This window comes from Rahnella sp. BIGb0236 (assembly GCF_004364755.1).
GTDB classification, from domain to species: domain Bacteria; phylum Pseudomonadota; class Gammaproteobacteria; order Enterobacterales; family Enterobacteriaceae; genus Rahnella; species Rahnella victoriana.
On the sequence record NZ_SOAO01000002.1, the window covers coordinates 43,290 to 68,620 of the forward strand.

The 25,331-nt window shown below is 49.4% G+C and carries 25 protein-coding genes; 16 read left to right on the forward strand and 9 right to left on the reverse strand.

The genetic code is table 11. The features are described from left to right. Positions 1-8 precede the first annotated feature (8 nt). The 3 genes from rsmF (at position 9) to EDF78_RS03565 (ending at position 4,062) form a co-directional block, all read left to right on the forward strand. Positions 9-1,526: a 16S rRNA (cytosine(1407)-C(5))-methyltransferase RsmF gene (gene rsmF / locus EDF78_RS03555; protein WP_131693480.1), complete on the forward strand. Its 1,518-nt coding sequence runs from the start codon at positions 9-11 to the stop codon at positions 1,524-1,526. A 370-nt stretch (positions 1,527-1,896) separates the two neighbouring features. Then, positions 1,897-3,618: a diguanylate cyclase gene (locus EDF78_RS03560; protein WP_131693481.1), complete on the forward strand. Its 1,722-nt coding sequence runs from the start codon at positions 1,897-1,899 to the stop codon at positions 3,616-3,618. A gap of 201 nt (positions 3,619-3,819) precedes the next feature. Then, on the forward strand, positions 3,820-4,062 hold the full coding sequence (locus tag EDF78_RS03565) for a YebV family protein (RefSeq protein ID WP_013576157.1): 243 nt from the start codon (positions 3,820-3,822) through the stop codon (positions 4,060-4,062). A gap of 43 nt (positions 4,063-4,105) precedes the next feature. Here the strand turns inward: EDF78_RS03565 and EDF78_RS03570 are convergent, their stop codons facing one another. From EDF78_RS03570 to EDF78_RS03585, 4 genes are all read right to left on the reverse strand, one after another. After that, positions 4,106-4,756 carry a hypothetical protein gene (locus tag EDF78_RS03570; protein WP_095921414.1) on the reverse strand — a complete coding sequence of 217 codons (651 nt, stop codon included), beginning with the start codon at positions 4,754-4,756 and terminating at the stop codon, positions 4,106-4,108. 95 nt (positions 4,757-4,851) lie between these two features. Continuing rightward, positions 4,852-5,241 carry an ASCH domain-containing protein gene (locus EDF78_RS03575; RefSeq protein ID WP_205948389.1) on the reverse strand — a complete coding sequence of 130 codons (390 nt, stop codon included), beginning with the start codon at positions 5,239-5,241 and terminating at the stop codon, positions 4,852-4,854. 100 nt (positions 5,242-5,341) lie between these two features. Beyond that, a complete protein-coding gene (locus tag EDF78_RS03580; RefSeq protein ID WP_133822576.1) occupies positions 5,342-8,182 on the reverse strand; it encodes a WG repeat-containing protein in 2,841 nt (946 codons plus the stop codon). Beyond that, the gene (locus tag EDF78_RS03585; protein ID WP_133822577.1) at positions 8,182-10,944 is read right to left on the reverse strand and encodes a WG repeat-containing protein; all 2,763 of its coding nucleotides are present in this window, start codon (positions 10,942-10,944) and stop codon (positions 8,182-8,184) included. The genes EDF78_RS03580 and EDF78_RS03585 overlap by 1 nt, the downstream gene beginning before the upstream one ends. Before the next feature lie 517 nt (positions 10,945-11,461). Here EDF78_RS03585 and EDF78_RS25715 point away from each other — a divergent pair. Together EDF78_RS25715 and EDF78_RS03595 are read left to right on the forward strand one after the other, a co-directional pair. Beyond that, complete coding sequence (locus tag EDF78_RS25715; RefSeq protein WP_119826331.1) at positions 11,462-11,719, forward strand: DUF1883 domain-containing protein; 258 nt, start codon at positions 11,462-11,464, stop codon at positions 11,717-11,719. A 360-nt stretch (positions 11,720-12,079) separates the two neighbouring features. Next, positions 12,080-13,258 (forward strand): M20 aminoacylase family protein, encoded by a 1,179-nt coding sequence (locus tag EDF78_RS03595; RefSeq protein ID WP_133822578.1) that lies wholly within the window; start codon positions 12,080-12,082, stop codon positions 13,256-13,258. A 4-nt stretch (positions 13,259-13,262) separates the two neighbouring features. Here EDF78_RS03595 and EDF78_RS03600 read toward each other — a convergent pair whose 3' ends face one another. From EDF78_RS03600 to EDF78_RS03615, 4 genes are all read right to left on the reverse strand, one after another. Continuing rightward, the gene (locus EDF78_RS03600) at positions 13,263-13,961 is read right to left on the reverse strand and encodes an extensin family protein (RefSeq protein ID WP_133822579.1); all 699 of its coding nucleotides are present in this window, start codon (positions 13,959-13,961) and stop codon (positions 13,263-13,265) included. A 337-nt stretch (positions 13,962-14,298) separates the two neighbouring features. Next, positions 14,299-15,312 carry an alcohol dehydrogenase AdhP gene (gene adhP, locus EDF78_RS03605; protein ID WP_095921407.1) on the reverse strand — a complete coding sequence of 338 codons (1,014 nt, stop codon included), beginning with the start codon at positions 15,310-15,312 and terminating at the stop codon, positions 14,299-14,301. A 131-nt stretch (positions 15,313-15,443) separates the two neighbouring features. Next, the gene (locus tag EDF78_RS03610) at positions 15,444-15,662 is read right to left on the reverse strand and encodes a hypothetical protein (RefSeq protein WP_133822580.1); all 219 of its coding nucleotides are present in this window, start codon (positions 15,660-15,662) and stop codon (positions 15,444-15,446) included. 113 nt (positions 15,663-15,775) lie between these two features. Continuing rightward, entirely contained in the window at positions 15,776-16,189 is a 414-nt protein-coding gene (locus EDF78_RS03615; RefSeq protein ID WP_133822581.1) for a GNAT family N-acetyltransferase, read from the reverse strand. A 667-nt stretch (positions 16,190-16,856) separates the two neighbouring features. On the opposite strand from EDF78_RS03615, the gene EDF78_RS03620 reads away from it, so the two are divergent. Further along, positions 16,857-17,846 (forward strand): hypothetical protein, encoded by a 990-nt coding sequence (locus EDF78_RS03620; protein ID WP_133822582.1) that lies wholly within the window; start codon positions 16,857-16,859, stop codon positions 17,844-17,846. Between the two features lie 130 nt (positions 17,847-17,976). Further along, positions 17,977-18,417 carry a hypothetical protein gene (locus EDF78_RS03625; RefSeq protein ID WP_133822583.1) on the forward strand — a complete coding sequence of 147 codons (441 nt, stop codon included), beginning with the start codon at positions 17,977-17,979 and terminating at the stop codon, positions 18,415-18,417. Between the two features lie 294 nt (positions 18,418-18,711). On the opposite strand, the gene EDF78_RS03630 is transcribed toward EDF78_RS03625, so the two are convergent. Next, complete coding sequence (locus EDF78_RS03630; protein ID WP_133822584.1) at positions 18,712-19,590, reverse strand: helix-turn-helix domain-containing protein; 879 nt, start codon at positions 19,588-19,590, stop codon at positions 18,712-18,714. Between the two features lie 115 nt (positions 19,591-19,705). Between EDF78_RS03630 and EDF78_RS03635 the strand changes: the two genes are divergently transcribed. The 9 genes from EDF78_RS03635 (at position 19,706) to EDF78_RS25545 (ending at position 25,153) form a co-directional block, all read left to right on the forward strand. Further along, positions 19,706-20,122, forward strand: a complete 417-nt coding sequence (locus tag EDF78_RS03635; protein WP_133822585.1) for a hypothetical protein — start codon at positions 19,706-19,708, stop codon at positions 20,120-20,122. A gap of 31 nt (positions 20,123-20,153) precedes the next feature. After that, positions 20,154-20,660, forward strand: a complete 507-nt coding sequence (locus EDF78_RS03640) for a phage regulatory CII family protein (protein ID WP_133822586.1) — start codon at positions 20,154-20,156, stop codon at positions 20,658-20,660. 2 nt (positions 20,661-20,662) lie between these two features. Beyond that, positions 20,663-20,833, forward strand: a complete 171-nt coding sequence (locus EDF78_RS03645; RefSeq protein WP_133822587.1) for a phage filamentation protein Fil family protein — start codon at positions 20,663-20,665, stop codon at positions 20,831-20,833. Between the two features lie 7 nt (positions 20,834-20,840). Further along, the gene (locus EDF78_RS03650) at positions 20,841-21,143 is read left to right on the forward strand and encodes a hypothetical protein (protein WP_104922600.1); all 303 of its coding nucleotides are present in this window, start codon (positions 20,841-20,843) and stop codon (positions 21,141-21,143) included. A gap of 65 nt (positions 21,144-21,208) precedes the next feature. Then, positions 21,209-21,487, forward strand: coding sequence for a DUF2732 family protein (locus EDF78_RS25720; RefSeq protein WP_242675637.1), 279 nt, complete (start codon positions 21,209-21,211; stop codon positions 21,485-21,487). 2 nt (positions 21,488-21,489) lie between these two features. Next, a complete protein-coding gene (locus tag EDF78_RS03660) occupies positions 21,490-21,711 on the forward strand; it encodes a TraR/DksA family transcriptional regulator (RefSeq protein WP_133822588.1) in 222 nt (73 codons plus the stop codon). An 82-nt stretch (positions 21,712-21,793) separates the two neighbouring features. Beyond that, the gene (locus EDF78_RS03665) at positions 21,794-22,582 is read left to right on the forward strand and encodes a hypothetical protein (protein WP_133822589.1); all 789 of its coding nucleotides are present in this window, start codon (positions 21,794-21,796) and stop codon (positions 22,580-22,582) included. After that, the gene (locus tag EDF78_RS03670) at positions 22,583-24,844 is read left to right on the forward strand and encodes a replication endonuclease (protein WP_133822590.1); all 2,262 of its coding nucleotides are present in this window, start codon (positions 22,583-22,585) and stop codon (positions 24,842-24,844) included. 141 nt (positions 24,845-24,985) lie between these two features. Further along, on the forward strand, positions 24,986-25,153 hold the full coding sequence (locus EDF78_RS25545) for a hypothetical protein (protein ID WP_162940697.1): 168 nt from the start codon (positions 24,986-24,988) through the stop codon (positions 25,151-25,153). Positions 25,154-25,331 lie beyond the last annotated feature (178 nt).

A 25,331-nucleotide genomic window follows, 5' to 3' on the forward strand; every position in this document is an offset into this window, starting at 1 on the left:
AGGTAAATATGCTAAACTCCGCGACAGAAAACTTATTCAGTTCTGGAACCGCACTCTTGTCAAAGCTCACTCCTGCCAGCAGTTTTGCTGATAAATTACCCGCCGCTTTTCTGGACGCGACCCGCGCCATCATGCCTGCCAGCCTGAGCATGGATGATTTTATTGCAGCCTGTCAGCGCCCTCTTCGTCCCAGCCTGCGGGTCAACACCCTGAAAATCAGCGTGGATGATTTCCTGGCACTTGCCAGCCGTTATCAGTGGGATTTAGAACCGGTACCGTGGTGTGCCGAAGGTTTCTGGATCAACCGCCATGCGCTGGATGAATCACGTCTGGGTAATGCCCTGTCGCATCTGGCGGGGCTGTTCTACATTCAGGAAGCCAGTTCGATGCTGCCGGTTACCGCGTTATTTGCGCATGATACGCAACCGGCGCTGGTGATGGATGTCGCGGCCGCACCGGGTTCCAAAACCACGCAAATTGCCGCACTGATGGAAAACCGGGGCGGCATCGTCGCCAATGAGTATTCCGCCAGCCGTGTCAAAGTGCTGCATGCCAATATCAGCCGCTGTGGCGTCAGCAACACGGCGCTGACGCACTTTGACGGGCGCGTATTTGGTGCCGCACTGCCGGAAACCTTTGATGCTATTTTGCTGGATGCGCCCTGCTCAGGCGAAGGCGTTATCCGCAAAGATCCTGATGCCATGAGTAACTGGTCTGAAAACAGCGTGACGGAAATCGCCGCAACCCAGCGCGAACTGATCGACAGTGCATTTCATGCCCTCAAACCCGGCGGCGTGCTGGTTTATTCCACCTGCACCCTGAACGCGCAGGAGAATCAGCAAGTCTGCCAGTGGCTGCTTGAAACCTATGCTGATGCAGTAGAAACGGAATCGCTGGCAGACCTGTTCGCCGGAGCGCAGAAAGCCGTCACCCCGGAAGGCTATCTGCATGTTTTTCCTCAGGTTTATGATAGCGAAGGCTTCTTCGTTGCCCGTTTTCGTAAAACGAATTCCGTTCCGCGATTGCCGGTACCGGGATATAAAGTGGGCCGTTTCCCATTCTCTCCGCTTTCCCGTCAGGACAGCGCGGAAATCATCGCCGCTGCCGGTCAGTCCGGACTGTCATGGCCCGCGAAGCAGTACACGATCTGGCAACGTGACAAAGAGATCTGGTTGTTCCCTGCTGTACTGGAACCTTTGTTCGGTAAAGTACGTTTCTCACGCATCGGCGTCAGGCTGGCAGAGCGTTTTCCAAAAGGCTTCCGCTGGCAGCATGAAGCCGTGGTGGCGTTCAGCGATCCGCAGGCTAAAAACCGTTTTGAAATCGATGACGAGCTGGCGCAAAACTGGTTGCGCGGGGTGGATATTTATCCGGAAACGGCTCCGCCCGCCGATGAATGTCTGGTGACGTGGCTCAATCAGCCACTGGGGATCGCCAAACGTATCGGCAGCCGGATAAAAAACAGTCTGCCGCGCGAACTGGTGAGAGACGGTGCAATACGGCCACAGACGTTATCAAACGATTAAATTAATTTAACCATTATGCAAACTTCTGTGCCATAAGAACCTCCTGATGGCGCAGAATATTCTATTTAATCCGCAGCAAAAACGATTAAAATTATCCTAATCGGAGTTTAGGCGAATTCTGTACAACATAGCCTTTAGGTGAAATCAGGGTGACAAAGTGCATAGAACAATTCCCTCTGGAAAATTTTATGCTGCTTATCGTGGATAACTATTTATATTATCAAGAAAGGTTTATTGAATTATAAGTAGGAATAATCCTATCGTGGCATGTATTATTGCCGTCTGGAAAACATTGCCAGTGATATATCCTTTTCAGATATAAATCTTAATGCCAGATGTTGAGTAAAGACCTGCCAGTCGGAGAAGTGCCATGTCAGATGAAATGAAACTCGAATCAGCAGATGGACTGCTTTTACAGCAAATGGCCAGCCTGCGGGATATTATCGATAACAATTCTGACTGGATCTGGGAAGTCGATACGCAGGGGCGTTATGTTTTCTCCTCGAATAAGTGCATCGAATTTCTGGGCGTCCCGCCCGAAAAAGTATTAGGAAAAACCCCTTTTGACTTTATGCCCCCTGATGAGGCAAAACGGGTCGGCGAACAGTTCGCCGCCATCGTGGAACGTCGCGCGCCTTTTGGCGGTCTGTTAAATCGCAATATCCGCCCCGATGGTACGGAAGTGATTCTCGAAACCAGCGGCGTTCCGCTCTTCGATGCCGAAGGTAATTTTCGCGGATACCGTGGAATCGACCGCAACCTGACCAGTCTGGATCAGGCACCCGGTCAGCGTCTTTTCCAGCTGGAAAACATCTATTCCAATGCCCCGGTGGGCCTGTGTTTCATTGATTTGCAGATGCGCTATGTCACGGTCAATGATGCCATGGCAAACATTATCGGCCTGCAACCCTATGAAGCGATTGGCCGCAAAATCGGGGTATTTCTGCCAGGGCTTTCTCCGCTGCTCAATAACGCACTGGAACTGGCACAGCGCAACGAAACGACACCCGACCGCGAATTTTCCGTACCCGGAAAAAATCAGGTGTTCTTCGTGCGTATCAAAGCCGCTTATGACGCGCAAAATCAACTTAATGGCCTGTCTGTCGCGATGACGGATATCACCAGCCTCAAGCGGATGGAGCGGGCGCTGCGTGAAAGTCAGGAACACTACCGCAATATGGTCGAGCTGAACCCGCAGATCCCCTGGACGGCGGATCCGCGCGGCATGCTCAATGACGTGAGTTCACGTTTTCAGCGGATCACCGGCATGACGCGGCAGGATATTCTGGCGGATAAGTGGATCCAGAGCATGCATGTCGAAGACCGCCGTGCAGCGGTACAGACCTGGGAACAATGTCTGAAAACCGGTGCGCCGCTGGATATTGAAGTCCGTTTCTGCCATGTCGATCGTGGCTGGAACTGGATGCGCATTCGTGCCGCTGCGAGCTATGCGACCGACGGTTCCATCCAGCGCTGGTATGGCACCGCCGAAGACGTGCATGAGCGCAAATTGCTGGAACTGAAACTGGTCAAGGCCAACCGCCGCCTGGAAATTCAGGCACGCACTGATTCGCTGACCAAGCTGCCCAACCGCCGTGAGTTTAAAAAGGTGCTCAGCCACGAATATATGCGCGCCAAACGTAACCGGACGCCGCTGACCGTGGTGATGATCGACATCGATTACTTCAAGCATTTTAACGATCATTACGGCCATCTTTCCGGCGATGCCTGCCTGCGTCTGGTCGCCCGTACGTTACGGCGATCTCTCAAACGCAGTACCGACGTGGTGACCCGTTTTGGTGGCGAAGAATTTGCCGCCATTCTGCCGGACACCGATTTGAAAGGCGCGTGGATTGTGGCACAGCACATCATGGAATCGATTGAATCGCTGGGCATTAAACACAGTTTCAGCGAGTTCAACCGCGTGACCATCAGTCAGGGGATTGCGACCTATATGCCGGATCAGGATCCAGGCATTGAAGATCAGTCCGATATCGTGAGCGCCGCCGATGAAGCCCTGTATCTGTCGAAAAACAATGGCCGTAACCAGATTAACGCCATGCCGGTCTCAGTACGATTTAATCAGCTCTGACGTCATCCGGGAACCGCGCGCCTCTGCCGTACGGTTCCTTATCCTTCCGGTTTTCCCCTTTGTCCCCTGCCTGCTTTGTGCATCCGTGAAAATTCGGGTGGCACTTTTTGTGCTGTCGGCTATCCTCAATAGAGGGGAGACCAACTGGTCATACCTGATGTTCTATCAATCAATCGTGTCACCACTGGCAAGGAGTACCTGATGGGAAAATCGAGTATCAGAATTGGCAGTTATGAAATTGACGATGCACATCTCTCGACGCCCGAAGCAAAAGGCGGAGATAAAGTGCATATCCCGTGCAAGTCAGACCCTGATTTATGTATGCAACTTGATGCCTGGGATGATCACACCAGTGTTCCGGCGGTAGTCGATGGTCGTCACTCTGTGTTGTACAAGGAAAAGTATGACGAACAGAAAGATGAGTGGATTATGCGACTGGAGTAACACAGCATGGCGAACGGGATTTTGTTCGCCATGCCGCTTGCGGTCAGTCCACGTTTTCGACCAGTGCAATACCGCGTCCGGCAAAAAATCGGCCGAAAACCGCCACGGGCAAGGTGACATCTTGCTGGGTGGACACATCGTGGCCCGATGGATTATGAAAAGTCACCGACGCCTGATCGGCCCTTGTGACCAGAACCAGATGCCCGCCTTTGCGAGGCGGCACAGAATCAGGGATTCGAATCGACGGATGCACCGAGGCGATGAAGAACCGGTGCTGTTCCAGCTCCCCTGCAATATCTTGTGCTGAAATATCTACCCGTACCCGCGCCGTTAACCCTAATTCCTGACCCACATAATCGACAAAAGGCGCGTAGATCAGCCCCTTAATATTGTCCCCTTCACGAACGTAAGCGCCATACGCCAGGCTGCGTTGCGTCAGCGACAGGATTGGCTCGACTTTGCCGGAAACTGCCGCCAGAACCATTTTCAGGCAACACATTCCGCAAACATGGTTCGCCCATTCAATAAATTCCTGCTGGTTTGAAGCGCCGGACTGCGCCCATAACGTGACATCGCTGAGCTGGAGATCCCCGGCGATAATGCCTGCGGCACAATCGGGATCTTCCCACTGGCTGAAATAAGGTATTCCGGAACGTGTTGCAAACGCGCGCTGATTAACTGAATTCACTGACATGACATATTCCTGAACGACAGATCGACAACATCAGGTTGATCATATGACGGGGGTAAGTAAGGCCTGATCGTCCTGATCAGGCCGTAAAAGTGGGATCAGAACTTCTCAACCAAGCGGAACTTCATCAGTAACAGCGGCATGGTCGGTTCAAACATATCGTATTCTTCGAAGAAACGCTGATGCTCAGCGCGCCAGTAAGCCAGCGTGCGGTCACCTTCCCCTTCTTCCCAGGCGTGCTGCTCAGTCACCTGATCGAAAGGAACTTGTTTCACTTCGGTCAGCTGTACGGCACACACCGGATTATTGCGCCCATCGACCACCACAAAGATTTCGCCAGGTTCAGGTTCGGGATCATCATCGAGATTTGAACAGGTAGCTGTTTTTGTGCCTGCAATAACACGCTTAGCCAGTTCGTCTGCTGACGACTCGGTATCACCAAACGACCAGCGCTCTGCGTCCCTGTATTTAAGTGGGATCTGCGGAATCATAATTTATCCTTTCAATTGAGATAGTTCACTGCCATAACAGTTAAACATTAGCACAAAAAAACCCGCCGTAGCGGGTTTTGCAAGCCGGGAAAACGTCTTAAGGTTTGCAGTTATCCGGCATTGTCGCCGGCCACTGCCGCGCACTGCCTGCACCGTAAAGCACGGCGATACCGCATTCTTTATCCAGCCGGGCAAGAGGTTTACCTGTTTTGTCGATCATCATCGACATCGCTGACGTAGAGACCACGGCAACCCCGCTGTCAAACGGCGATACGGCACTGAAAAGCGGTGCAATGACAAAATTACCCTGCACGTCAACAAAGCCGTAATGGTTGTCTGCTTTGGCAAAGGCCAGTCCGTCGACCGGTAAACCTAAATCAGCATAAGATACGCCATCGTTCTGCTGGCCCTGACCGTTGATCCAGGTTTTCAAACCGTCGGTGCGGGTCAATACTGCCCGCTCCCCCACCATCCGGCTGGCCTGGCCTTGTACCGTCAGTACCAGTTTACCGGTGTTGTCGACATAGCGTGTTGCCGGGGCATTGTCCTGAGGATCGTAAGAAACCGACCAGGCGCTGGCTGGCGGCATCACCCATTTACCTTCTGGCATTGCCGCAACGCGCGCGCCTTTCGCATCGATAAGCTCATAGCCAGCGGGAGTCGCCCGTAATGCCCGATCTTGTTCAAATGCCGACCCCTGGGTGTCGACGACCGGCTGAATTTGCCACTCACCCTGCGCTGAGACATAACCTTGCTGCGGCTGTCGGGATAATTTCACCCAATCGCCAAGCGCGCTGATATGCGTTTGTTGCTCATGCAGTTCAATATTGCCTTGCGCATCCAGCAGCCACGACTGCCCTGCGGCGGACGACGCCAGGATCCGGCCATCACTGAACTGGGTGACGGATAATCCTGCTGTCGGCGCAATTCTCGCTTTCGCATCATTGCCGATGATTTCAGCGATGACACTTGATCCGGGCTGATCAGCCGTCGCAGGCTGGGTCAGCAACCACAGCGCGGCATTAATGCGCTGCACTTTGGCATACTTCGCTTCGACGGTTGTTTTGCCCTGACTGTCGACAATCCCCCACAAGCCCTGCGGCGTCTTAAACGCAGCGAGGCCATCAGCGTAAGTACCGACATCCTGCCACGAAGGCTGAACAACGGTTTTCTGGCTGAGCACATCATAGATGCCCCACAGCGCGCCTTCTGCAGCAGTTTCGCGATAGCGGAACCAGCCGTTGCCGACAGACTCGATTTCAAATACATCAGGCAAGTTATAATGCTTACCCTCGTGATCCAGCGCAGTCAGTTTGCCATCCAGATAATCCAGCGCATAACCTTGTACGAAAGGCGAAATATTGTCTTCCGTCAGCGGGATAACGATTTTGCCCTGCGCATCCACCACGCCGGTGCCATCCGCCGTTCTGACAATAAACTGCCCGATTTCATTACTGCTGTCTGCGGGCTCAATATCTTGCCATTTGCTGTCCAGCTGGAGAGAGCCGTCAGGACGCAGGAAGCCTGCGCCATTTTTACTGTCTGCGGTTTCCGGGCGAATCAGCGCCAGAGGGGATTGTGGCGTCGCGGCATCATTGCTGACATTCAGAGGTTCAATCCGGCTGTGATCGAGGGTGCTGACGGTCTTCGGATTCAGTAACGCCTTGCCGGTTGCATCAACTACATTCACCACATCGCCCTGCTCATTACGCAGCCACAGGCGATGATTAATGACTTCTGCACTGTCAATTTGCGCCAGCCAGCCTATGGTTTGTGAACCGCCGATCATGCCGCTGGAAGGCGCCACAATGGCGTTCACTTTTTTCTGCTCACCTTTGGTGGTCACTAAGAACTCACCCGTGCCCTGCTGCCAGGGTTCACTGCCTGCGGGCAAGGTCAGCGGTTGTTTACGTCCGGGAACATACAATGTGAGCGTGTCTTTGGTTGCCGGATCCAGAACATAATCTCCAGACACACGCAACGCCCCGGCATTCGCTTCACTGAAGGTCGCGATAACGGCAGCCGAATTATCGAGCAACTTAATGCCGTCAGCTGTTTTAGCCAGCCAGAAAGCACCCGTTTCTTCACTGACCGACAAATACTTTTGGTCATCCTGCACACCATCGCTGCGGATCAACGTTATGCCATCAGCATTTTTCGCCAGCGCAACGGAAGGATTATGAGGATCAAGATTGATGGAGGCGTACTGAGGCTGAACGCGCCAGGTCAGATTACCATCCACAATGCCGTAGCCTTTGCTGGCATTGTAGGCAATAAACAGGTCATCTGAACCGAACGGCTCAACGACTTCCATTTTATCCGTAGCGACATGGCGTACGCCATCCGGAGAAAGCAGAACACTATTAAACGACAGGGCAAGGCGAGCAGGCATGCCATCGCTCAGGGTAGCTTCATCCACCAGCTCATCGAGTGGTTTACCCACCGGGGCACCTTTGCGGTCAATGAGTTGCGGCTTACCGCCAGTGGTCACCACCGCAATACCTGACTGAGTGAAGGGCTGAACATGGTCAAAGGCTGGCTGAATCATCCAGTTCCCTGTCAAGTCGATGTAGCCCCACTTGCCCTGCTGCATGGCGGCAGCGGCTCCGTAGTGGTAATCACCAACCTGCTCAAAGACAGGTTTGATGACCAGTTGCCCCTGATTATCCAGAAAACCCCAGCGTTCACCTGCCGCATCGGCGGCCGGTAAAAGCACGGCAGCCCGGCCTTCATGGACATCCCGTATGCACACATTCTGTACGACAGGCAACGCATTACGCGTCTGTGCCTCAACCTGTGCCTCCGGTAACGGCGCGGCACAACCTGCGGGTTCAGCCGCCATCGCGGAGGTTGTCAGCGTCAATAAGGCCAGTGTGCTACCGGTATTCATCGCACAACGAAGTGCAGTTCGCAGCCTTGAAGGTTTGCTGACCATCATCAATTACCTCCGGTACCACATGCCGGAGCCTTGGCAGGCCAGAGATAAGCCCCCTTGGCATCCACAATGACACGCTGATTACAGCGCACCTGAATTTTGGCCTGAACGCCACCTTCTGCATTCAGCAAACTGACCACACCCTTGCCTCCGGCCCAGGCATGCTTCTCGCTGAAATCACCCGCCCAGTCGAACTTCGGCAAAATGGCGAAGCGACCGGTGGTGTTGATGTATCCCAGCAGATTGCCATAGGTCGATTTTTTCATGGCGGTGGCAAAATTATTATTCATCGCACCGACCTGATCGAAGTACGAACCGATCATTTTTTTACCCTGCTGATCAACAAACCCGTACAGACCTTTGTTATCACGCATCGGGATAACACCGGAACTGGCTTTATCGGCAAGCAAGCTGTCAGGTCCGGCGAAGCGCTGGATCTCGTTACCGTCATTGTCGTAAAGCACGGTTTCGCCGGTCACGTCATCATTCATCACCAGACGTGCCAGTGAATTGAGTGGCTGAGCCTGCTCGAAACCGTCTAACGGCACCGCACCGTGATCATTAATCAGCATAGTACGTCCGTCGCTCACCGCACGGCTGAGGTTCAGCGGAGCGATGAAATGGAATGCGGCCGTATAAAGTGGCTGAATTTGCCAGTCGCCCTGAGCATTGATCGCACCAAAGTGAGGGGAGAAACCCAGCATGACCCGGTCACCCTGAACAGAACTTGATGACGCCACAATGGCTTTGCTGACAGGGAAACGTCCGGTGCGGTCCAGCAAGGCAACACCGCCTTGTGAAGGCTGAACCAGCCAGTGATTTTGCCCCACGAGTTGCGGCCTTGAGAGCAAATCGGAGGCGATAACCTGACCGTTTTCCGCACTGTAAAGGCTGTAGTGGCTGGCAAGGGCACCGCGTTCGCCCGGCTGATCATTATCAGACAGGGTAAACATGCCCTGCCCGATATACTGGAATTTACCACTACGGCTGGCCTCAGGCGCGATCGCCCAACTGCCGTCGGTTCCGATCACTCCCCAGCCCGCCTCAGTTTGCGCTAAGGCATAACCGTCATTAAAAGATTCCACCTGAATAAACTGAGGTGCCGCTTTGATGCTTTTGCTCGCGATATCCCACAAGCCCCAGCGCAGGGTATCTTTCTCACCTTCCGTATAAAACACTAAGCCGGATGACAGACGTTGAGCGCTTTTCTGAATATTTGCAGGTACATCCACAGCATTGCCATTACGGTCAATCAGGCGGGTGGTATCGGCAGTGCCGTTGTTTTCAACGGCCCAGGTGTAATCGCCGTTAAACGGACTGATTTGCGTATACACCGGCTGGATGACCCATTTCCCCGCCGCATCCACAGCACCCACTTTTTTATCTTCCGTGTGGATGATAAGCGGTGCCTGGGTGGTGTTGCCCTCTACAGAGGCCCACTGAGGGTCTGAAAGGACATTCCCTTGTGAGGTAAGAATGGCAGGAGGTTTGGTGTTGTCCGTCGGGGTGAGAACCGCCCACGGCAGGCTGTGCGTCGCGTCACTGCTGGCCTCTGGCAACGTACCGAGGTCATCCGTAAGAGGCAGGGTGTCGAGAGGCTGTAACTGATAATCTTTAAGTGCCGTCAGCGTCGCATCACTAAGCAGTGCAACGCCATTATTGTCATAAACCTGCGCGACCTGCGGCGTTTTGCCTTCTGTCTGCATGACCCACAGGCGGTTGCCTTGTTGCAGAATTTGCGGCTTATTCACTTTCAGCGAAGCAATCTGATTATCAGCACCGATGATCACGATACCTTTACTGCCCGTCCCCAGTGTGGCTTTACCCCAGACGAGCAGATTCTCTGACTGGTCCTGTGGGATATCCTGCACTTTTTCCAGTTTGCTGTTCAGCAGTTGCTTACTGTTGTCGCCTGCCGTGACCAGCCAACTGCCGGATGCCAGAGGACGCACCGATTTGTACTGTTCTTTACTGAGTGATACGCCCTGACGATCCACAAACGCCCAGACATTCTTCGTTTTCACCGCCACGACATCCCCGCCGAGCTGCGGCTCATCGCGGGTTTTCAGGATCATCGGGTCAATTGCCCACTCACCATTTTCGTCAAGGTATCCCCAGTAACCTTCATCCGAAGCGTCACGTTTTTTCGCCGGGATCAGCCCTGACTGAGGCAAATCAATTGCCATCACATCATCAGGCAGGGAAAGGGAACTGTCGGTGGAGGCATTCCACAGCGCCGGAGAAACCTGCGTTTGCACGCTGGCCAGTGCCTGACCGCCGACAAACCCCTGGCTATCCAGAGAAACGGCGAACGGCAGTGTTTTCACCACCGCGCCTTTGCGGTCAATCAGTGCCAGACGATTGTCTGTCACAACCAGTGCGGTGCCTTGCGCATTAAAATCTGTCGCGCGCGTGAAGCGAGGCTCAATAACCCAATGGCCTTTCTTATCGATATAGCCAAATTTGTCACCTTTTTTCGCCGCAGCCAGATCGTTCGCAAAACCGCGCACTTCGCTGAAATCTGGTTTGATCACCATGTGCCCGGTGGTATCGACGTAGCCCCACAATGGCTCACGGGATAACCCCATCTGCACAGGAGAAAGCCCCTGCTGGAAAGGTAACTGGCAGTCTTTTGCCGTTTTTGCATTACCACATGCCCGTAACAGCGCGTCATCCGCATGTACCGGCAGGCTAAAAAACGCATTCAGAACCAGGGATAACGCACTGAAGTTTCTGAGATATTTGAATTTTTCGGAGCAATTCATCCGATGCCCTTATAACTGGATAAAATGAGAAAGTGTAGCGCACGCTTTTTTTTCATCACCCGCAAAAATGGGCGTGTGAGACGGTAAAAAATCCGATAATAATCAATTTCAAGCGTACGCACATGCCATACTTCTATAGGGTGTCAGCTTGTGAAAGAAAAAGCAGCTAATTTATTACTCTGTAACGAATGAATACACTTCTTCGCTATGCACGATGAGAGGCTGCACATGTTACCGTCCGCTGTCATTTCCCACTCTCCGATAACCTCATAATTACATTTTGACGCGTTTCGTTAAAACAGGATCATTTTCTTTTACATGCATCAGTCTGGTGAATAATTAATCTTTGAAAGATTCCTGCAAGTTTTGATTAAAGTCATTATTCCCCCCTCTTTAGTCTGGTTTTATAGATTCCAGAGCGTTATGTGACCAATATCACTCCCGGTCTGGGTGACGTATAACCTGGCAGTGTTCGGTTACAGCGTATTTCAGGTGCTTTATCTCATTGGGGGAAGTCATGCCTATCGTTCGAGCCAGATTGAGTCTGTTTGGTGGCGACACCGTCGTCATCCGTTGTTCAGAAAAATGTCACATTCATCTGATGTGTGAAAATGATGTTGGGCGAAAAGGACGTCACTCAGGTTTCGGCGATATTTTGACGGTAAACGATCAAAATACTGCCTATGTGGGGATCCCCTATAAAGGGATATGGAGCGTCCTTATCGACTCTCAGTGCGACTCTCTGGAGCACTCAATCAGTTATATGCCTGCCTGAACCCCGCATTTCAGTACCCGCACTCAACACCATGTCTGCGACCCTTATCAGGTAGATGGATAACCATTTGCCTGATATTTCATATTGCCGAACTGCTTTCCCCACACCGCAACCTTATAAGTCACCGCGTTTATCGTCCACAGGCAAAATAATTTATTGCGTAACGTCACGTAAAAAATTTAACTCGTTACATCAATTACATAACGTTATTAAATTGTACATTCCATAAATTCAACAACCCTTTTTAAACCCCGATTAATTGATTGCCAGCCGCGATTCCACATTGCATTCTGTCAAAGGTAATGACGTGGCACCGGTCTGTATGGCCGGATTTCTTTCAGGCAAACACAGATCCTCATAATGAATAATAAATCACTTTGCACCATCGCTGACGTGGCTGATCTCCTTCCTCAGTTACGTAAAGTTCGCCAACACCTGCACCAGCATCCTGAACTGTCTAATAAAGAATCAGCCACGGCCGCGCTGGTCGCTGATAAATTGCAAGCCCTCGGTTATCAGGTTACCACCGCCATTGGCGGATACGGGGTGGTGGGTTCATTGACTCTGGGCAGCGGTTCACGCCGTATCGGTATCCGCGCTGATATGGATGCCCTGCCGATCACTGAGCAAACCGGCGTCAGTTATGCCAGTCAGACTCCGGGGAAAATGCACGCCTGCGGCCACGACGGACATACCGCAATGCTGCTGGGTGCCGCAGAACAGCTGGCACGCAGCAAAAACTTCTCGGGTACCGTTAATCTGATTTTCCAGCCAGCCGAAGAAATTGGTTTTAACAGCGGGGCCGAGCGCATGCTGGCCGAACAACTGTTTGAGCGATTCCCTTGCGATGCCGTTTACGGGTTGCACAATCATCCCGGCTATCCGGTGGGTAAAATGATGTTCCGGCCAGGTCCTTTTATGGCGGCGTGCGACACGGTGAACATCACCGTTCATGGTAAAGGTGGCCATGCCGCCCGTCCGCATATGACCGTTGACCCTATTCTGGTGGCCAGCAGTCTGGTCGTCGCGCTGCAATCCATTATTTCGCGCAATATTGACCCGAATGAAACAGCTGTTGTGACTATCGGCTCTTTGCACTCCGGGCATGCCGCTAATGTGATCCCTGAAACCGCCCGTCTTGAGATGAGTGTGCGTTCATTTGATCCGCAGGTACGTAAAATTCTGGAAGAACGTATCCGCACGCTGGTGGAACATCATGCCGCCGGTTATGGCGCGCGCGCAGAAATTGAGTATGTGCCCGGTTATCCGGTGCTGGTGAATCATGACCAGGAAACGGCTTTTGCGGTGGAAGTGGCAAAGGAACTGCTGGGTGAGGAGAACGTGGTCGATAATCTGCCGCCTATTTCCGGCAGTGAAGACTTTGCCTATTTCCTGCAGCAAAAACCCGGTTGCTTCCTGCGCCTGGGGAACGGGGACAGCGCGGTTCTGCATAATCCGGCGTACAACTTCAATGATGAGAGCCTGAGTTTCGGCGTGGCCTACTGGACCCGTCTGGTTGAACGCTATTTAGTGGATTAATGGCCTAGCGACAAAATCCAAACCAGCGCATGCCGAGGTGAAAGTGATTGGCATGCGCTGCGTTATAATCCGGTCCGATAGAATTTCCAAAAAACGGACAGCTTTCAGAAAATATCTGATGCACATACCGGCCTTCCGCACTGTCCTGCGGCCATTGTTTCAGCACCGTTAAATGACGCCCGTCTGCCAGCACGAATCCGGCAATATCCAATGCTTCAGCCGTAGCATGTTCACTTAGCCTTGCGTCAGGCTTGTTGTACACATTACGACACGCATAACTGCCCAGATGGTCAATACGCACCAGCGGCGAACCTAATTGCTCGACAGCCAGCGGTTTTGCCACCTGAGACACAAACATCGCACTGCTGAGTGCAAGGCGGCAGCTCGCCAGATAACTTGAACTCAGGGAGACGTCACCCAATCCGCGCACACGCACAGGATCCGTCAGCGGACATTTACCGCCCATATCCCCCGCGCTATTGAACCTGATGGCACCCGCTTTCTGCGCACGCTCAAGCACCGCCAGACATGCCTGCGGATTATTATCCAGCTTCCTTAATTTGTAGCGGGTAATGAGATTTGGCGGATCCGAAATGGCCAGCGGCGTAAAGGGATTATATTCAGAGGGAATGTGACGATTAAGCCAGGGCGCACAGAAATAAGCGATGCCCAGTACCACAATAAGACTCACCCAATATCGCATAACTCTCCTTTACGTACTGTTCCGTTTCAGCAGTACCCTGATTTTGCGAAAATAATAAGTCGAGTATAGCGCCTGAGTAAATAATGTTCTGACGGGGTTACAAGTCAGGGGATAACCTTACTTAGCTTTGACATAAATAGACATTGAGTTTGTTACTTTTATATCCGAAGACGATGTTTCTTCTCCTGTGTCCACTGTGAACTGTCCTTCATAGTGTGTAAGACCCTCGCATTACCCCTTTCAGCCCGCCCCGAGCGGGCTTTTTTTTTATCTGAATACAAATAACAGAGTGACGCCGCCATCATCCTCAGCAACGCCACCCGATATTGTGCAAACCTTACTTGTGCGTAAAGTCGATCACCATTCTGCCTTTGATCTTACCTTGTTCCATTTCTTTGAAAATGGCATTGATATCGCCAAGAGGACGTTTGGTCACTTTCGGCACCACTTTGCCTTCGGCGGCGAACTGGAATGCTTCAGCCAGATCTTCACGCGTGCCGACCAGTGAACCGACGACCTGAATACCGTCCAGAACCAGACGAGGAATATTGAGACTCATTGATTCAGGCGGTAAACCAACAGCGACAATACGGCCACCGGCACGCATTGCATCCACTGCGGAGTTAAATGCGGATTTCGCTGTGGCGGTCACAACAGCAGCATGCGCGCCGCCCACTTTTTCCTGAATAATTTTTGCCGCATCGTCTTTCAGCATATTAATGGTCAGATCCGCGCCCATTTCAGCGGCAAATTCCAGTTGCTGATCATTAACATCAATAGCAATAACTTTGGCGTTGAATACATTTTTCGCGTATTGCAAAGCCAGATTCCCTAAGCCACCCAGACCGTAAATCGCGATCCATTTGCCCGGCTGAATACCGGAGACTTTAACGGCCTTATAGGTGGTCACGCCCGCGCAGGTCACGCTGCTCGCTGCTGCAGATTCCAGACCATCCGGCACTTTCACCGCATAATCGGCGGACACAATGCACTCTTCTGCCATGCCGCCGTCAGTCGTGTAACCGGCGTTTACCACATCGCGGCAGAGTGTTTCGTTGCCGGTAGTACAATATTCACAGTGCCCGCAACCTTTGAAGAACCAGGCGACGCTGGCGCGGTCGCCAACTTTAAGAGCCGTCACTCCGGGGCCAATTTTCTTAACGATACCAATCCCTTCATGACCCAGGATAACGCCTGTTTTGTCACCAAAATCGCCGTTTTTCACATGCAGATCGGTATGACAAACACCACAGCACTCCATTTCTAAAAGTGCTTCACCATGTTCCAGGTCACGCAGAGTCTTCTCAACGACGCCCACAGAGTGGTCTTTATTAACAACAGCAGCTTTCATTTTCCTTTCCTCATCATTGTGGCGGAGCCTCAACGTTACAACGCTATCCGTCAGCCTGCAAATGAGAAGAAATCGCTTTTACAACCATGATCAAGAAGATAGCGGAAAGTTTTATTGCCATACGTACGTCATCACTCAACCCGTTTCACATCCGGAAAGCGTTCACTCGCTGACTCATGAAAGATATCGCCGAACCAACCGGGGATCTCATCCTCCGTCATATCATCGGGAATGATGATGTCGTAAAGCCGTGAAAATTTTCTCTCGGCCATATCGGCACGGAAAACCTGCCAGCCACCAGACACTTTCTTAACGCCGAGATAACGGCCAAAAACGTGATAAATCAGCATATGTCTCCTTTGGTGGACAGCATGGAGATTAAGGGGAATCAGGGTGACAACAATCAGGCATGTTCAATGCCATTGCCAGATCATGGGACGGAACATGCCTTCGGATGGGGAAATTAAAGGATCTTTTTCATTGAAGGAGAAGCGTGGAAAATGAAATCATTCCTTTCATAGAAGGGAATTGCTTCTTTCCTTGCATCAAGAAAAACAAAATTCATCTCTCTGCTTTTAGCCTCACTGACAGCGAAATCGAGAAGTAACCTGCCGGTTCCCGAGTGGCGATCCTTCTCATCCACGACCAGATCATCAATATGCAGATGAGAACCTCGTGCCAGCGTGTGGACGGGTCTTATGCCCATCACACCGATAATTCTTCCTTCAAGGGTAGCGGCAACGAGCTCATACCCATTCAGAGTTTGAACTCTCACGCTTCTTAAAAATTCGTCTTGGGTGAGGTTTCGTAGTTGAGCAATGATCGGGAATGCGCTTTCCCACTCTGAAGGGAGTAACTTTTTAATCAGAACAGTCATAAAACATCCAATTCAATAAGTAGAGCTATTATTTATAGGATTGTTATTATTATGTTGCAATGCAAATCGCTGTAATTGCAGGCATCAGCTCTCACTGAAAAGGCACTCTCTTCTTATCGATATGCTGCAGCGAATCCGCGGGATAAAATCAGTTTGGAAAAAGTGGCGGCAGGAAGTCCAAATGAGTAGCACTGAAGGTAACAGGAAGTGATGTAAGTGATGTAAGTGATGTAAGTGATGTAAGTGATGTAAGTGATTGTTTTAATGATAAGTGATTGATTTAAAAAACAGACAAAAAAAAGACCGAATACTTATAAAACCCAATTATTTCAATAAGTTAATGTAGACAATGGCGACGAAATGGCGGTTAAGTGCCCTCAATAATGAGTACCCTCCGAGGGTAGTCATTATTTAAAGAGCATTGCTTTCTTCGTGCACTCAGTGACTTGCAAGTCGGCCCCGCACTTATAAATTTAGTGACTTTCCACACTTCATTAGAATAATACTAAAAGCGGAGTATTGTATCTTCCTGTAATTATGCCACTTTCATTATACGTTTCGGTTTGTACCGTGAAGTTACTGCTGTTCTTTAGTAAAATCATAGTGTGTGATATATTTTTAACATGAATTCAGCGCCAACCACTTTCAGAAACTGCTTGAAAAGCTATTGAAAAACAAGAGTATTAGCGTTATTTTAATGAGGTTTATATTTGTTAAAAGAAGTTTTAATAATTTAATTGGACAAGATGCAGCATGTTATAAAATGCGAATTCATTTGTTTTTCCATCGCAGACAGCGCTTAACACTACAGGAGATGCATTTGCCTACTTTTGCTACTGGTATCGATGATACAGCGACCATGAATGCTGGTTGTTCAGGATGGACAATGGTGTCTATCGATTACCCATTACTGGAAAACTTCGAAATTAAAGCGGCTCAAATACTTAGCCAAGCTAATCTGAAGAGCTTTCATGGTAAAGATTATAAACGCAAGAAACATAGCTCATACGTTGACTTCTTGAAATTGATTAGGTTGACGCTCGAGGCAGGTGAGGGGTTCGCTTGTTGCACATTACTCGGACAAGACTGGAAGTCCGAATTTGACATCTTTTGCGAGACGTTAGTTGGTGGTGCCTTCGCTAAGGCAGGGATAACAGACGCTGTAATAACTGATGCCTCAAAAAAAATCGCAGCACCGATGTTTACCTATCAGAGAATTGCTGCGAATAAGTGTTCTGGTGGGTCTACTTTGATTCAGATTGATCGCCACGTATTTTTTGATGGTTTGAACTCTTCTGATATACAGATGCACGGACATTCGTTCTCTAGCCAATTACCTCTAGTGTCAGCCCTTAAAGCGTACAGGGATAAACAATTTCCAAACGCCCCACAAATTGAGCTTGACGATATTGTTATCTGTAACGATGAAGACTCATTTTTAATTCAAGCGGCAGATATTATAGGAAATTTCGCAACAGCATGTGTCTTTCGAGAACTTGGGAAGAATTCCAATTCTAATGAACGAAAGTGTAGCGCATTCGAAGAAGTTTTTGGCGATATTCTAGAACTTAAAAACCTCCCTAAAGCAATAACGCTAAATGGTGATGATTTAGCATTGGATGATGGTGCAGCATCGTTCACTTTTTGCATTGGGTAATATAGTTACACCGATCATAAATACGTCAAAGCTTTTCAAGTATTGTTTAAAAAAATTGTGCATATGAGAGAATTCTCCTACGATGCACAATAAAATCGTAATAGCATATTATATGACTTAGGGTTGACATATGAACATTGACGGGGTGGATATTAGGCATTTACTTGGTGAGTTTGTCGCTGAGCAAAGGTTGCTTCTTCAAAATGATGCCAGTGAGCAGGCAATATCGCATCACTTAGCGATAAAGTTAGCTCAGAGTTTCCCAACTTGGAACATAGACTGCGAGTACAACCGCAATATGGAAGTTGTAAAAAGACTGGTCTATGCAGTTTCTCCGACTGGAGAGGCATTAGAGCGCAATGTTGTTCCAGACATTATAATTCATAGGCGAATGACAAATGAAAACTTACTGGCTATAGAGATAAAGAAATCAACAAATCGTGAGGATAGCTTCAAAGATTTATCTAAGCTTGCAGCATTTAGAGGCCAATTAGGCTATCAAAACTCGTTATTCATTCGTTTCCTCACAGGAGTGAGTGATACCGGAATTATCGAAGTTGACTGGCAATGATTTTTGAAATCAGACCATTTCATGACAGTATTTAGTTTTTCTATTTTGCAAAAAACATCAACCTGTAACTAATTTTGTCGACCTCTACTCGTCCCAACTTTTCATTCCACGCAATAGAGAAGCCAATAATTTCACTTGTACTGCACAAACTTAGAAAATCAAAAGAAAATGATTTTTAATTTGAAGCGAGTGGCTATGTATTCATTAGAAAGTTGCACTCGCTACTACCACCTTTAAAGGTTTCTTTTAAAGAAAGATAAAAGTAACAAATAATTTATCTTTTAAGATCACCTTCTATATGGAATTTTGTAAAATGACAACCACTAATCCTTTTGCTGTTACTTCATTTGTTAAACACTCAAAGTCACCATCATGACCGCTGATACGCAATTTGTTGCCAGGACGACGAGAAATAGCATAGACATCCAACGTACCATCAATATCTAACAGCCATGATCCATTTGATATTTCGTTAACGCCCATTTCTATAAGCCATGCTGATTTTCCACTACGGACATAGTTCAGGCTTTTGAAATCCACTCCATCAGGGACAAATGACTCATCGATGTAGCAAAAACCGTCATCATCAAGCTTGCCTGCCACAAGCATTTTTTTTGAGATAGTTGGTATTCCTGAGGTTGCAGACTTTTCCTGCGATTCAGTATTCATCTCACCCGTAGCAAGCCATTCAAGTGAAGCACCTGTATCTAATGCACAGGTAATCACTACATCGCCAGGAAAATATTCCCTACGAACCCATGTGCTTATCGTTCCTGTAGAAATCTCTAAATATTCGCTTAATTCTTTTTGAGTAGTGAAACCGTAAGCGTCCAAAATTCGTTTAAGAACTGACTTCCCACCCGCTGATAACATTTTTTTTAACAATGTCTTGCCGCGGTCAGCTCTCGTACTTTTTGAGACATTAGTATTTTTCACATTTGCATTTGCATTTGCATTTGCAAACAAACCACTTACTAGCCACTTGAGGTCTGCACCAGTATCTAATGCGCATTTGATGATGGCGTTGCCGGGAACGCTGCCCCTCTGCACCCATGCGCTGACGTTGCCAGGAGAGATTTCCAGACACACAGCCAACTCTTTCTGTGTTTTGACGCCATAAGAAGAAGATAAACGATCAAGTACTTCCGACGCATTAGGTTTGGATTCAGACATTGCCCACCTGAAAAAATACAAAAGCATTTTACAAATCTATATTTGTATTCTAAAGTGACAACACACCACATGTTACACAGTAGAACTCAAACTGCTCAAAGGGAGATTTTGCTTTATGTCTGATCAGAATGCAATTCAAGCGACCATTGATAAGAAATCCGTTTCTAAGGAACTATTAAACTCTGTTGTTTCCCAACTCCTGCCGGCCTTGGAGTCTGCCCTGTCTGCAACTATTGTGAACTCAATAAGTTTGCAACTGACCACACTAGCTAACTCCCCTACAATCTCTAAAAAAGATTTTGCTGCAATTAACGGCATCAGCTCCGCTGTCCTCGAAAAGTGGATCGCTAACGGCGTTGTCCTGCTTGCACCGACGCCTTCGACCACTATCACCCAGCAACGCAAAAACCGAAAAACAGGTCAAATGCAAACTGTTGTAATGGAACGTCATGGTAATGCCCTGATCAATCTTGAGGCCTGGCGTGAAAAAAACCGTCAGCAAGCCATCAAGTGCCGTTACATAAATCGTTGAGTCAGATTATTCAAACTAGCAGGGACTAACAATGTTTGATTATCGCGTTTCCAAACACGCTCACTTTGACGATGCATGTAAGGCATTTGTGAATCGTCATAACCTTACCGAACTTGCCGCGCTGATGGGGACTAAACCCCAAATCCTGCGCAATAAGTTCAACCCTGAACAACCTCATAAGCTTACCTGTGAGGAAGTTCTTTTAATCACTGATTTGACTGAGGACGCTAGCCTTCTCGATGGCATGCTGGCACAAATAAATTGCCTGCCGTCAGTACCGGTCAATGAAATTGCTACTTCTAATCTTTCAACCTACGCACTACAGGCAACTGCCGCCGTAGGTTCTATTGCAGCTGATGCAGTGAAAGGTGGTGCGGTCAGTTCTCAGCGTCGAATGTCATTACTCGAAGGTGTTAATGCCGGTATTCGCCATCTGTCACTGATCGGTTTAGTTGTTCAAGGTCGAGTACAGGCATCCCCTGCGCTGGCATCCGCAGTTGGTGCTATTGCAAGCGTCACGACAAACGGGCTGATGTGAATATGACTGTTTCTATTGCTCCATTTTTAAAACAGCAAAGTCCTTCTCGCCATTTCGGCCATGGTTGCATCGAATTGCCTGGTGGAAAGCGTTGGAACCCTTCAATGTCACAAGCCACTGCCACGCAGGCCGTGAGAAATCCAAAACCGCTTTTAAAGCGTCTGTTTAGTTGAGGTGATTATGTCTTTAGTAAATGAAGAACATATTCAAATAGGCAAAAAACATCTTTCCAGAATTAAAGAGATGTTTGACTTCAGAAAGAATGTAGCGCAGGAAACATTTGATACTCAGCCGCTGCACATGCGTAGAACAATCTGTTTTCATGCTGGCTTATCTCGCCGCCATCTTGAGATGAAGTTTGCTGAATTAACGCCGACGGAAAGGCACCAAGTAGTTGCGGCGCTAAATTCTTTGCTTGGTTTAACTGAGTCACTGCCCAAATTCATCAGTGATGATGACTGCAAGATAAATATTAAACACTAACCCGAATTCAAATTAATTGGCGTCAACTCGCCGGGCATTCGTTTGCCCAAAAACAGGAGTTCTGCATGAAAAATATGATTGATAACACCCGTCAGAATATTGTTGGTTTGCCAGTTATGGGCATTGATTTAGCTTCACCAGAACGCGATTACACATCAGTTCTTGATTTGTCGTTGATGCTCGACACTGCTCGTAATGAAGAACGCGCTAATAGAGCGGTGGTGTTTGCCGGTCGCCTTGAAGCGATTGCCAGTTTCATTCTCAAACGTGAAATGACAGGAATTGAAGCTGCAGAAGCACTCCGCATCGAAGCTAACCGAATTCAAAGTGAAGCGGAGGCGTAACAATGGCTGATGTAATCGACACCGCTCAGGAACGCGCTGACCTCATTCTTTCCGCCCAAATCCAAGCCGCCCGCGCAACTGTTGCAGGTGTTTCCGCAATGTTCTGCATCGACTGTGACCGCCCAATACCGGAGGAACGCCGTGCAGCTCTGCCGGGGGTTGAGCTTTGTGTCTATTGCAAAGAACTCGCTGAAATGAACGCTAAGCACTACCGAGGTAATTGATGATGACTTTCTCGGTTGTTCTTACCGTACTGGCGTTTATCAATGCTCATTTTTTATTCGCCGATATAAAAGATAATCAGTAATGAGTCGGCATTTTCATGGCACTCCGGTCTGGGGCGGTGCTGGTAAGGTATTGAAAGTGGCTATCCGTGATAGCGGTGCTTTCGTCTCTTACGCACGTCCAGACCAGATAAAACAATGCTTTACCTATGCAAATTCTGTCGGCTTAGATTGTGGAGCTTTTAGTGCCTGGAAACGCGGCTTAGTTATTGACTGGACAAAGTACTATCAGTTTCTTTCTGCCTGGTATGGACATGACAAACTTAAGTTCTTTTGCATACCGGATGTTATCGAGGGCGGCGAAGAAGATAACGACCTTCTAATTAAACAACTTCCTACTGTATTTCGTGATAAAGCCGCGCCAGTCTGGCATTTGCATGAATCGATTGATCGTTTAAAACGACTTGCTTCCGCCTGGGAGCGAGTCTGCCTGGGTTCATCCGGTCAATATGCGGCTATTCGGACGAAACATTGGCACGTAAGGATGCATGAAGCATTCGTTGCTATTCGGGACGAAAATCCACGCATTCACGTCCACGGTCTGCGCATGTTAGATGGTCGTGTCTTTGGCAACTATCCGCTTACTACCGCTGACAGTACAAATCTGGCCTGCAATGTGCCAAAAACCGAAGTGAAATATCCTGAGCTGACATCCCAGCTCCGCGCTATCGGCTGTAATGAGGAAGAAGTACTCGCGGGTCGCTGCGCAATCTTACGGAAAACCATCGAGATGGTGCACCCGCCGACATTGGCGGAATACTTCGAACGTTATCAAGCAAAGCGTTCCCCCCAGATGTGTTTGGAGTTTTAAATGAAAACTCCTGCTCATACGAACCGTTTTTCTCCTGAAATTATCGTGCCTGACGTGTGGGCATATCCCTGGAACAAACCACGCCAGGCCGTTTCTGGCCTTGAAAGACCGCTTACCCGTGATGAATACGATCAGGGGCAAGCTGTTTTAATCAGAGTAAAAAACCTCTCTACCGATCTTCGGGAAATTTTCACAGGTCGCCATGCGTATCTGCTGAAAACGCAGGGCATTCATGCCGCCAATAAATATCTGGTTTATACCCTTGGTCGCAGCATCCTTCCCCGTGTCGAAGCGGTCAATGCCGCTCACGCGATGAATGTTAAAGCCTCCATGAAATTCATGTCTGAGGCAGACACTTATCACAGCCTGCCGAGCATGGGCGATAAACCCTTGCGCCGGTTCGCCCAGGACATCGCCGGACAACTGAAAGAAATCTATGAAGAACGTTGCGATCAGTTGCTTGCTCAGTACAACGGGGATAATTCGATTCTTTTTGAGCGTGATACCCAGTGCGAGCTATACCGCGAAATCGCCGGTATGGCACAGGCTTTCAATATCACGCCGATGTATTGGGCAAAATTTTGCAAAGGCAAACTGGATGCCGTTTCCGCTATCGCTGCCATGTCGCGCCTGGTTAATCCGGATTGGTGGTTACGCCAACTGAAAGGCCAGCGCACCCGCTGGCGTGAATCTTTGCTGATCGCCATCGGCAAAGTGAACCGTGACGCTTCCCCGTATGCCAGTAAGCAGGCGATTCGCGAAGTGCGTGCGCGCCGCCTTTCAAATCTCGACTACCTGAAGAGCTGCGATCTTGAAAACGTCGAAACCGGCGAGCGCATTAGTCTGATCGATAAAGTGATGGCGAGCATCTCCAATCCTGAGATCCGACGCATGGAACTGATGAGCACCATAGCCGGTACCGAAAAATATGCTGCGGCAAATGGCGATGTCGGCATGTTTTTTACTATCACTACCCCTTCCAAATATCACCCGACCCGCATGGTTGGCAAGGGCGATAAAAAGCGCGTTCAGCGCAATCACGCCTGGGACAAAGAGGCCTATACCCCGAAAGATGCGCAGCGTTATCTGTGCGGGATCTGGAGCAAAATGCGCACCGCGTTCAAGGATGGCGGTCTGTCTGTTTACGGAATGCGCGTTGTCGAGCCTCACCACGATGCGACGCCGCACTGGCACATGATGTTATTCACTAAGCCCGCCATGCGTCAGCGGGTGATCGATATCATGCGCAAATACGCCATGAAAGAAGACGGTGACGAGCGCGGGGCGGCAAAGAACCGTTTTGACTGTAAGCACATGAACCGTGGCGGCGCGGCTGGCTATATTGCTAAATACATCGCAAAGAACATCGACGGTTATGCACTGGAAGGCGAGCGCGACCACGAAACCGGCGAGTTGCTGACTGACTCCGCGGCTGCTGTTACTGCCTGGGCTGCTACCTGGCGTATACCGCAGTTTCATCCTATCGGCCTACCTACCATGGGTTCCTACCGTGAGTGCCGCCGCATCCGTTCCATCAGTCTGACTGAAACCTTTGACGAAGAAGTGGAAGCCGTTCGCGCTGCTGCTGATGCCGGTGATTTTATGGCGTACATGTCAGCCCAGGGAGGCGCTAATGTTCCACGCGACGATCAGACTGTGCGTGTCGCCCGCCGCGTCGCTGATGAGCTAAACGCATACGATGAGGAAGTGAAAAAGGTTGTGGGTATTTTCGCGCCTCACCTCGGCGACTCCCGCGTTTATGAAACCCGTACAACTCAATGGCGCATCGTTTCTTCCGCCGTTGACGTTGAGGTTTTGACCTCAAAAAGCGCCCACGGCGCGCCTCGGAGTCCTGTCAATAACTGTGGGTTAGGTGGAAAGAAACAGGCTGCAAATAGGCGCGATAGCAAGGCTGGGAGCGACCTTACAACGTCTAATTCTGACAAACTGCGAGTTATTGACTGGACAGACACTGCCGCTGTGAGGGCGATTGTGGCGCGTATACGTGAAGAAACGCCAAAGGTGAGTAAATCACAGCGAAGTTTTGACCCGACTAAAGGCCGTGATGTGGCCCCATCGGCAAGATTGACGCCTGAAGAACGGGCGCGATTGCCTCAGATTGAACAGGAATTGCTTAAACACGATATCAAAGCTCAAAGATGGGAGCTGGAAGCATTAACCCGGGGAGCCAAAATCAGTTTTGGTGATGTTGTGATCCATCATCCCCCTCTTATGGACTGGCAGGAATTTTATGACGACTAAAACTATTGAAACATTCATCTAAGCTATTGGTTAAAAAGTAACATTCAGTTTTTATTGGAATTTGTTAAGAAATGATAATATTATACTGTATAAATAAACAGTGCATTGGAGTGAGTAATGGAATCCTCTCATGAGCTAAAGATGGCTTTGATAAAAATCCGGCTTATGGCTGACATCACACAGTCAGCCCAGTGCAGAAATGACGAATATGCGCTGGTGATGGAAATGATCTCTGACATGGCCGATAGCGTTCTGGATGAAGAAGACACGCCGTCAGTGCCATTCTCTGTTTACGACGATGAAGAATAGCCAGGAACGCGGGCGATCTCACTTTGATAGCTCTGCATGCAGTGAGTGCATGATTTTGCATTGTGATCGCCCTGCTCTTTTCTCCCCGCGACACCAGTGCTGGCGTGGATCACAGTGGATCACGCAACTGCATCAAAAGCGACCTATAAAGCGGGCAGGCGTGGCGGGGATAGCATTG

Excerpts from the sequence above, each read along its gene's own strand:
- adhP (WP_095921407.1), bottom strand. The coding sequence starts at position 15,312 with ATGAAAGCTGCTGTTGTTAATAAAGACCACTCTGTGGGCGTCGTTGAG.
- EDF78_RS03595 (WP_133822578.1), top strand. The coding sequence starts at position 12,080 with ATGAATAATAAATCACTTTGCACCATCGCTGACGTGGCTGATCTCCTT.
- EDF78_RS03580 (WP_133822576.1), bottom strand. The coding sequence starts at position 8,182 with ATGATGGTCAGCAAACCTTCAAGGCTGCGAACTGCACTTCGTTGTGCG.
- EDF78_RS03570 (WP_095921414.1), bottom strand. The coding sequence starts at position 4,756 with ATGTCAGTGAATTCAGTTAATCAGCGCGCGTTTGCAACACGTTCCGGA.
- EDF78_RS03585 (WP_133822577.1), bottom strand. The coding sequence starts at position 10,944 with ATGAATTGCTCCGAAAAATTCAAATATCTCAGAAACTTCAGTGCGTTA.
- EDF78_RS25545 (WP_162940697.1), top strand. The coding sequence starts at position 24,986 with ATGGCTTTGATAAAAATCCGGCTTATGGCTGACATCACACAGTCAGCC.
- EDF78_RS03565 (WP_013576157.1), top strand. The coding sequence starts at position 3,820 with ATGGGAAAATCGAGTATCAGAATTGGCAGTTATGAAATTGACGATGCA.
- rsmF (WP_131693480.1), top strand. The coding sequence starts at position 9 with ATGCTAAACTCCGCGACAGAAAACTTATTCAGTTCTGGAACCGCACTC.
- EDF78_RS03650 (WP_104922600.1), top strand. The coding sequence starts at position 20,841 with ATGTCTTTAGTAAATGAAGAACATATTCAAATAGGCAAAAAACATCTT.
- EDF78_RS03560 (WP_131693481.1), top strand. The coding sequence starts at position 1,897 with ATGTCAGATGAAATGAAACTCGAATCAGCAGATGGACTGCTTTTACAG.
- EDF78_RS03630 (WP_133822584.1), bottom strand. The coding sequence starts at position 19,590 with ATGTCTGAATCCAAACCTAATGCGTCGGAAGTACTTGATCGTTTATCT.
- EDF78_RS03625 (WP_133822583.1), top strand. The coding sequence starts at position 17,977 with ATGAACATTGACGGGGTGGATATTAGGCATTTACTTGGTGAGTTTGTC.
- EDF78_RS25715 (WP_119826331.1), top strand. The coding sequence starts at position 11,462 with ATGCCTATCGTTCGAGCCAGATTGAGTCTGTTTGGTGGCGACACCGTC.
- EDF78_RS03635 (WP_133822585.1), top strand. The coding sequence starts at position 19,706 with ATGTCTGATCAGAATGCAATTCAAGCGACCATTGATAAGAAATCCGTT.
- EDF78_RS03600 (WP_133822579.1), bottom strand. The coding sequence starts at position 13,961 with ATGCGATATTGGGTGAGTCTTATTGTGGTACTGGGCATCGCTTATTTC.
- EDF78_RS03645 (WP_133822587.1), top strand. The coding sequence starts at position 20,663 with ATGACTGTTTCTATTGCTCCATTTTTAAAACAGCAAAGTCCTTCTCGC.
- EDF78_RS25720 (WP_242675637.1), top strand. The coding sequence starts at position 21,209 with ATGAAAAATATGATTGATAACACCCGTCAGAATATTGTTGGTTTGCCA.
- EDF78_RS03615 (WP_133822581.1), bottom strand. The coding sequence starts at position 16,189 with ATGACTGTTCTGATTAAAAAGTTACTCCCTTCAGAGTGGGAAAGCGCA.
- EDF78_RS03665 (WP_133822589.1), top strand. The coding sequence starts at position 21,794 with ATGAGTCGGCATTTTCATGGCACTCCGGTCTGGGGCGGTGCTGGTAAG.
- EDF78_RS03640 (WP_133822586.1), top strand. The coding sequence starts at position 20,154 with ATGTTTGATTATCGCGTTTCCAAACACGCTCACTTTGACGATGCATGT.
- EDF78_RS03660 (WP_133822588.1), top strand. The coding sequence starts at position 21,490 with ATGGCTGATGTAATCGACACCGCTCAGGAACGCGCTGACCTCATTCTT.
- EDF78_RS03670 (WP_133822590.1), top strand. The coding sequence starts at position 22,583 with ATGAAAACTCCTGCTCATACGAACCGTTTTTCTCCTGAAATTATCGTG.
- EDF78_RS03610 (WP_133822580.1), bottom strand. The coding sequence starts at position 15,662 with ATGCTGATTTATCACGTTTTTGGCCGTTATCTCGGCGTTAAGAAAGTG.